3 protein-coding genes and 1 pseudogene are annotated in these 9,135 nt (G+C 34.3%); all 4 read right to left on the reverse strand.

What is annotated here, in order from left to right:
• Window positions 1-52: 52 nt before the first annotated feature.
• Window positions 53-3,538, reverse strand: a complete 3,486-nt coding sequence (gene carB, locus ABID23_RS04385; protein ID WP_354189714.1) for a carbamoyl-phosphate synthase large subunit — start codon at window positions 3,536-3,538, stop codon at window positions 53-55.
• A gap of 581 nt (window positions 3,539-4,119) precedes the next feature.
• The gene (locus ABID23_RS04390; protein WP_354189717.1) at window positions 4,120-4,959 is read right to left on the reverse strand and encodes a DUF1460 domain-containing protein; all 840 of its coding nucleotides are present in this window, start codon (window positions 4,957-4,959) and stop codon (window positions 4,120-4,122) included.
• Window positions 4,960-5,470: 511 nt separating this feature from the next.
• A pseudogene (locus ABID23_RS08155) lies at window positions 5,471-6,286 on the reverse strand (integrase); the annotation flags it as partial.
• A 924-nt stretch (window positions 6,287-7,210) separates the two neighbouring features.
• Window positions 7,211-7,738, reverse strand: coding sequence for an MFS transporter (locus ABID23_RS04400; RefSeq protein WP_354189721.1), 528 nt, complete (start codon window positions 7,736-7,738; stop codon window positions 7,211-7,213).
• Window positions 7,739-9,135: the final 1,397 nt, after the last annotated feature.

Raw genomic sequence — 9,135 nt, forward strand, 5'->3', positions numbered from 1 at the left:
TATAGCACATATAGCATATTAGGAGTATATGCTTGGTTGCGCGGTGAAATATTTAGGTGAAGTAACTTTGTAGTGAGCGTACTTCAAGACACTTGCTTTTAAGTGCTTTGATTGCTTCTACGGCAGCTTCGGCTCCAGCTATGGTTGTATAGTATGGGACTTTTTGCATGAGGGCAGCATGGCGTAATGATTTGGAATCTGAGATAGCGCTGGCAGTACTCGTTGTATTGAAAATCAATTGAATTTGTCGATTACGAATGGCATCTTCAATATGAGGATGACCTTCTAGAACCTTATTAATTTTTTGTGACTCAACGTTATGTTCGGTAAGAAATTTTTGTGTTCCACTTGTTGCTAAAATAGAAAAGCCAAGCTCAGCTAAAAGTTTTACGGGATTTAAAATACGCCTTTTGTCTTCGTCCCTTACAGAAACGAACAACGTTCCCTTCTTTGGGAGTTTAACACCGGCTCCAAGTTGAGATTTGGCAAAAGCAAGAGCAAATTCATAATCAAGCCCCATAACTTCACCGGTTGAACGCATTTCTGGACCAAGAAGTGTATCCACACCTGAAAAACGAGCAAAAGGAAAAACAGCTTCTTTGACAGCGATATGTTGTTTTTTTCGCTGTGGTGGTAAACCACCGTAAGCTTGAAGAGCTTTTTGGAGAGTTTCTCCTGCCATAATACGCGCAGCTATTTTAGCAATAGGGTAGCCAATCGTTTTTGCAACAAATGGTACAGTACGTGAAGCGCGGGGATTGACCTCTAAGACATAAATGATTCCATCTTTTACAGCGTATTGTACATTCATTAAACCACGGACATGAAGTGCTTGTGCTAATGCTTTGGTTTGACGTTCTAATTCTATAACGATTTCATTTGAGAGCGAATGTACCGGAAGAGAACATGCTGAATCACCAGAGTGGATACCAGCTTCTTCAATATGTTCCATAATACCAACGACGTGTGTTTCTTCCCCGTCGCATAGACAATCAACATCAACCTCAATGGCTTCTGTTAAGTAAGTATCAAATAAAAGTGGATTTTTAGCGAGCAATATATTTGCCTGTTCCATTTTGTCATTTGGATAACGGGCTTTGATATCTTCTGAAATCAACTCAGGGACATTCTCAAGAAGATAATTTTGTAAGCTGCGTTCGTCTCGGATAATTTGCATAGCACGTCCTCCTAAAACATAGGAAGGGCGCACAACCAATGGAAATCCTAGTTCATGAGCGATGAGGCGTGCTTGTTCGATTGAATGGGCAATCCCATTTTTAGGTTGTGTTAAGTTAAGTTTAAACAGCAATTTTTGAAAGCGATCTCTATCTTCTGCTAAATCAATGGCATCAGGTGAAGTGCCTAAGATGGGAATATTGTGTTTTTCGAGTGCGCTTGCCAATTTTAGAGGCGTTTGTCCACCAAATTGGACGATGATCCCAACCAATTCACCTTTTTGCTGTTCTGTTTCTAAAATAGCAATAACATCTTCTGTTGTTAAAGATTCAAAATAAAGACGATCAGAGGTATCATAGTCTGTTGAGACGGTTTCAGGATTGCAATTAATCATAATAGCTTCAAAGCCTGCATCACGGAGTGCAAAAGCAGCATGGCAACAACAATAATCAAATTCAATACCTTGTCCGATACGATTGGGGCCACCACCTAAAATAGCGATTTTTTTGCGCTCAGAAACTCGTGCTTCTGAATGTTCTACACCCGCAAAAGGAACTTCATAGGTTGAATACATATAAGCTGTTGGCGAAAAAAATTCAGCTGCACAAGTGTCAATCCGCTTGAAAATTTGCTTAACATTAAGTGATTTGCGCAAGATAGCGATATCATCGGGTTCTTGTCCTGTAAGAGTGGCTAAACGAGCATCTGAAAATCCCATAGATTTTAACATGCGCAGATTATCTGGGTCTTGAGGCAATCCATGAGCACGGATGCGTTGTTCCATTTCAATAATAGAGGCTATTTGTTCCAAAAACCATGGATCAATTTTGCTAATTTGGTGAATTTCACTTAAGGGTAAACCTGTACGCATTGCTTGTGCAATATAGCGTAAACGGTCAGGGCTTGGTATTGCAATGGCAGAGCGTATAGAGCTCTTTTCATCACCTTCAGCATGTTCAGGAATCGCAATTTCATCAAGACCAGTAAGGCCTGTTTCAAGCCCACGGAGCGCTTTTTGTAGTGATTCTTGAAAAGTTCGTCCGATTGCCATCACTTCCCCTACCGATTTCATCGCGGTTGTTAAAACAGATGATGAACCAGGAAATTTTTCAAAGGCAAAACGCGGAATCTTGGTAACAATATAGTCAATAGAAGGTTCAAATGATGCGGGTGTCGCACCGCCTGTAATGTCATTTTTTAATTCATCAAGTGTATAGCCGACTGCGAGTTTAGCGGCTACCTTTGCAATGGGAAAGCCTGTCGCTTTTGATGCAAGTGCTGAAGAACGAGAAACACGTGGATTCATTTCAATAACAACAAGGCGGCCATTTTCAGGGTTTACCGCAAATTGTACATTAGATCCACCTGTTTCCACACCAATTTCGCGCAGTACAGCAATTGAAGCATTGCGCATAGATTGATATTCTTTATCCGTTAAGGTGAGGGCAGGGGCGACAGTGATAGAATCACCGGTATGAACCCCCATAGGGTCAACATTTTCTATGGAACAAACAATGATACAATTATCATTTTTATCCCGAACAACTTCCATTTCATATTCTTTCCACCCCAGAACACTTTCTTCAATTAAGACTTCTGTTGTCGGTGAAGCTTCAAGCCCTCGTTCAATGATTTCATAAAATTCAGAACGGTTATAAGCGATACCACCACCAGTTCCACCAAGGGTAAAAGAAGGGCGAATAATCGCTGGAAGACCAATAGTATCAAGAGCTTGAACCGCTTTTGCCGTTGCATGTGCGATATAATGTTGTTTACGGTTAATTTCTGTATGACGCCACTCGCGTTCTAGCTCTTCTAGAGCTTGATCAAGAGCATCACCGGACAGCTTTGCTTTAAGCTCATCGCGTTTTGTCGCATGCAGTTGGCGATTTTCCTCTTTAAGTTCTGTTGCATTGGCTAACATAGAACGTGGCGTTTCTAAACCGATTTTTGCCATTGCTTTACGAAATAACGCACGGTCTTCGGCTTTATCAATAGCGTCAGCATTTGCACCGATCATTTCAACATGATAGCGGTCTAGAATGCCCATGCGCTTTAAGGATAAAGCAGTATTAAGAGCTGTTTGTCCTCCCATAGTTGGTAAAAGGGCATCAGGACGTTCATATGCAATAATTTGTGCAACAATTTCAGGCGTAATGGGCTCAATATAGGTTGCATCAGCTAGATCTGGATCTGTCATAATAGTGGCAGGATTAGAGTTAACCAAAATGATCCGATAACCTTCTTCTTTTAAAGCTTTACAAGCTTGCGTGCCTGAATAGTCAAACTCACATGCCTGACCAATAACAATAGGTCCTGCTCCAATAATAAGAATAGATTTTATATCTGTGCGTTTTGGCATGGTTCTTCCCTGTGACAAACATCCGTACGCGATTGCGGCAGACAAAATTAAACTTTAAGGTTAGAATAGTTTTATAGGTTAAGTGACAAAGAAAGTAAGCATTAAAATGCTTTTTCCATGTTTTTTTTCATAAAATGGCAGACCAATAATTCTTCTTTGAAACTTTGAGAATATGCCCTTAAAAAAATAACAAGGCATAAGAAAGGCAAAAAATTAACGATTATGGCAAATATAGAATATAAGCTATTATTTATAGAGTAATAAAATTTTGCAAAATAAAAGAGAAAGACCACGCAAAAATAAGCATAATTGGTTTATGATTCCCCTTTTATTTGTCATTATAAGTTTTTAAAATTCTTTATATTTTACTTATTTATAATAAAATCAAAGTTTATGAAGGTGATGATTATAAGTCAAATAAAAGTTATGAACATAAGTTTTCAAATGATAATAAAAAATATTTGGTTCTGTTATTAAATCACTACATAAGGGTATCACACCTATATAAGATAAGTTAAATATCTGGTTTAAATATTTCAGTATATATTGGCTATTATTGAGGCGTACTGTTGTTTTTTTAATTATTGAAGGGGTCTTAAAACAATAATTCCCGGTGTTTTTTTAACATAATCCATAAAAGGGGAGTCCACGACTTTTTTATTTTCTTTTAATGAGGAAGCGTTTCGTAATACAGGGTCATGATCTGTCATGATAAAAAAGCCCACATGCGTGACATCCAATCCAGCAAGCTTCGTATAAATACCAATGAAATCACCAGTTTTTAAATGACTTATGACTTTTTCATCAATAAAGTGACTTGGAATATATGTTATCTTACGTTTCACAATTGGTAATCCAGGAAGGTAGCTTCCACCATTAGCTTTTTTATTAAGATATTTTTCAACCTTTACGACGTTTGGGCTTATTTTGGCGGTAATATCAGTGGCGAGTTTATATTTTCTATAAGCCCAGTCAGTGAAAAAATGCTTTCTATTGAAAAAACTAACATTTCCACCAATATAACGCGTTCTGATAACATTGTTTATAAATTCTATTTGCGATGTTGATTTTGATAATGCTTCCACATAGTCTAGATAGGTAAAACAATCTAAACCTCTAAAGTCAATAATCAGCTTTTCCGATATGTTTTTTGAGCCATGCAACATGTTGGCTCGGTAAGGTGTTCCTAAAAAAGCCTCCGAAAGCAATCCAATCAGTTTTCCTCTTTCATGAGGACGCGCTTTCAAGTTTTTTTTAAGGAGAATATCTAGTGTTGTTAAAGTATACGGATCTAGCTTTACTCTAACTGACTGCTGTCTCTCTTTTTTGTTTTTTAGAATATCCTTTTTTGTGTTCGAAACTTGAACAATACATCCTGTAGTCAACATTGCGATTAAAATGAATTGGAATATTTTTCGCATTTTATACATCATTGTGAATTTATTATTGATAGGTTCATCATCAAAAAGGATGTTCACACTTATCAGATGGGGATTGAGTTAACAATAGCATATAATGAATCACGTTATGAATAGACACATTCAAAAATTTTTATGATCATACAAATTGTATACAATATGATTGTTAAATAAAAATTTTGCATGAGGTTTAAAGCATGATAATTGTGTTGGGATAGAATGCTTTAAGGGCGAATTTCTTTGGTTTTTATATAACCGTATATATGAAAAAGGAAACAGCTTTTAAAAAGCTTATGATTTTAAAAGTTGTAGTTATTGCATATGATGCTTAAACCACAAGATTTTTTGAACATTTTAAATGCATGATCTTAGAGTGATGGAGTACATATAACATAATGCTTCTAGAAGTATTAAAAGCAATTTATACTTATTAAAGCTTTATTGACACAAGTTGGAAAGTGGCTTGTATATTATGATATGCAGTTCTCACAAAAGAAGCTAAGACTTCTGATAGAAAAAAGAAATTATTGTGAGAAAGTAAACGTATTTTTTTTAAGAGTACTCTAATGTTTTAGATAGTAAAGGCACGTGAAACTCCGTTGTAGTATCACGCTTTCCTTTCCGTGTTTTCATCAGGGGATGTTCAGATATCTCCATTAATCCGATCTTTATGGATATGACATAAGGGAGTAGTACATCGCCCCTATAAGGACAAATAAAAGCAAAATCATTTGTGTCATAGTTATTTTTTTAAGAGTTGGATAAAAGCTGACATATCTTTCTAAGTCACTTCTGGTAAATTTTGTATTTTATGATTTCTCTTTCTTAAGAGAGTGTGTGCTGTTCTTGTTGCATATAAATCAACATTCAATTCTAACGTAGCAACATAGTTGAGACAAAGATTGAGACGTATTAATGTTGCTCATTTGAAATGGGCAGACAGCTTAATTTTGGTAAAATGTGAAGTTTTAAAGGTGAAAACCAATCCTCAGTTTTACCATCATCTTTTAATTCAGTTTTACGATTTTCAACAATATCCGAGGCGATATCTTTCAAATAATGAAGATTGCTTATTGCTACATGCTTTTGTTTATTGTGTTCTTTAAATAGGACCATGACTCTTATGCAAAACAAAACGCTATTGATTTGCACATTCACGAGCTTTTCTTAAGGGAATGTTTCTTAAGGTTCCTAAGCTCATTTCACGCTGGCGCCCATGAAGACCATGAAGGGTATAACGGTAAATTCACCCAGAACCTCCATCTTTACGCTTATGAAGAAGCAAACCAGCACCATCACACGATTTGCCAGCGCGTGGGTATTGCGACAGCCCTTGCTAAGATAAGTTCATAAGAGCCATTTTTAGTCCTTTCTTATACAAATTTGATTCACACGCTCATCCCGTTTGTGATGTGCAAGCGAATGGTTTTGATTGATTCAAGATAAACAGCTTTGAAATGAAAGAATCCTACGATATTCGGGGTTCTCATTCAATATGAATAACGCTAAATTATCATTATAAAACAATGTGTTGCTAAAATCATGGAAACACAATGTCTGAGAATATAAGAACGTTTGATGTTTATTAGGATGAAGTTTCCTGCTTATGAGATACATTCTCCATTCATTTCATAGAAGAGCTTTTTTAGTTCTGCCTTTAAAAAATAATGTATATAAATAAAAAACTAAAAATATCAGAAAAATATATACTAATGATAAAAAACCAAATCTATCAACTAAAGCAGCACTAAAATAAAAAAATAATAATAGGCTAAGTCTTACTGCAGTCGATAAGAATGATTCATATGTAGCTCTAAGTTTGTCACGAATATTATCATGAAGGAGTACCTCTGCATGCATTAATGTATACTTTATGATATAAAAAATAATACAAAGTAAAATTATGGAGATCTCTTTTTGAGGATGAAAAAATATGGATACAGAAAGCAAACTTATTGATAGAAATAGTAATATATAAAAATTTATTTTTGTATTGAGTTTTGTAAATAAAAAGCTAGCGAACCATTGAGATAGGAGTATTAATGAAAAAACAATCCCTAATTCGAAATAAGTTATAGCGATATTAAAGTCTTTGAATATCCATTGCCAATATTGAACAAAAATATTTATAAAAATTAACGAAAAAAAGAAAAGAATAGAGATATACGGGGTTTTAATGAATATATTTAACATTTCTTTGATATCTGAAATGAATTTATAGTCTTTAGACTGCTTATGATGTTCTCCTTTAAGGTTATCTAAAAACACTATCCCAAACAAATTTGTAAGTATCATCAAAAATGCCGATATGTACCATATATTGGCGGGAATAATCAGCAAAATATGCGCCCACTAAACTAAAGGCAAACATACCTTTGAAAATATATTGAGAACTTGTTCCTAAAGCTTTTTTAGAAGATATATTTTTATTTTTAGCATATTGTATAAGTAAAGCATTGTATGCGCCGGCAATTAATGTTAAAGACAATGCGTTAAAAAGTTCTGCTAAAATAAATCCATAAAAGCCTGTAGAAATCCCCATCAGGAAAAGCCATATTGATGCGCAAAGAGCCGCTAAAACAATTGATGCTTTATAACTTTTTCTATCTGCAAAATATCCAAGAGGAATATCGGCAATCATCATAACAAGAGCTTGTAATGACTTGATTATACCTATATCTAGAAGTGTAAGTCCTTTGTCTAGCATATAAAAGGCAATAAAGGCGCCTGTTAGGATCCTAATTTCGTTAAATAAAAATCCAAATAGAAAAATATTTGTCATACAAGCTCTTTTCAAGATACGTAAATAACATGAATAATACTTTTAGTTGCACGCATTACAATTTTAGACAATGTATAATGCGATTCAACAATTATTGTTTGATTTATTTTGCAAAAAAGGACAATAACTCATATCAGATCCTCTATTGTATCTATTTGCTAATCAGAAAGGATTATAAATAATATCTTTTCTATAATTTGAGAGTTATCACAGTTTGTGAGATATTTTGCGGTATTGAAAGTAAAATAAGAGATCGAGCTGTTATATTGGAGTGTGAGCAGCATCATATAATTTAATTCTATATTTATAACAGAATAAAACTCGGAACTATTCATATCAGCATGTTTCATGTGATTTATACAAAAATAATATCCGTTTTTTAGGATAACGAGTGTACAATAATGGTACTTATCATCGTGGAGCCTATATATATTAAGTATCTTGTATGCAGTTTGTTCATTAAATCAAAGCCTTATCTTGTATTATTGCTGCATATATAACAATATCAATGTCGCTATAAACATGGCAAGAAATCGCTATTTGTCTATTATTTTATCATAAAACAAGTATAATAATGAAAGATGAGTACAAGTCGTTTTTTCTCACTATATTGTTTCTTTACCTATATGAAAATTAAAAAAGTTTGCACGATAAATCTCATTCATCAATGAGGCTAGCGATAAGTAATATAATTTACATTCATTATTGCTAAATTTTAAAATAGGCTTTTAGAATATAATATACATTGAATACATACTGAAATGTTTTACTCTAGATGCCTAACATGGAGGGTAATGCTCTCAACAGTTTGTTAGGCATATAACTTGAAAGGAGAATCGGTTTAAATATTGCTATTGCCATAAAATCAATTTTAGAAAAATAGAACTGTTTTCAGAACAACCAACAAACCTTTAGAAAATGCCATGTTTGTCATATTATTTAAAGCTTATGATAATGCTATAGAGTGTGTAATGTTGTGTTTTACTCAAAGTAAGAAGAAGTTTAACTAGAAAAAAATATACATCAGTTATTTTTTAATAATAAAAATAGTCGGGAATGATGGATCTCTAGAGTGTAAAATTTTGCATTCTCTGTACGAAAGAGGGAGGATGATTAAAAGCGAACAAGATCGTTCGAGGTGAGTTTTTCTGTTCATTGAAAAATTGTTTGAATGTGGGTGTTGTTTGTTGATAATACGTTAACAAAGCAGCCTGATGAAACCCATGCACTCCTTATGTGGTGCATCTTCGTCTTGTTCTTTATGGCACTGATATTTGTCTAGTTACTCTTTCAGTTAAAAAGACATTGATTGATAAAGATCATTTCGCATTGTTGATATTGTATGGGACCCTTGAATATCGTAAGGTTCTCTCATAATCTTTTTATTATAGTGAATT

Source organism: Bartonella silvatica, from assembly GCF_040545155.1.
GTDB lineage: Bacteria > Pseudomonadota > Alphaproteobacteria > Rhizobiales > Rhizobiaceae > Bartonella > Bartonella silvatica.

What these genes read in the sequence shown, in the direction of transcription:
- carB (WP_354189714.1), bottom strand. Translation starts at nt 3,538, where the DNA reads ATGCCAAAACGCACAGATATAAAATCTATTCTTATTATTGGAGCAGGA.
- ABID23_RS04390 (WP_354189717.1), bottom strand. Translation starts at nt 4,959, where the DNA reads ATGCGAAAAATATTCCAATTCATTTTAATCGCAATGTTGACTACAGGA.
- ABID23_RS04400 (WP_354189721.1), bottom strand. Translation starts at nt 7,738, where the DNA reads ATGACAAATATTTTTCTATTTGGATTTTTATTTAACGAAATTAGGATC.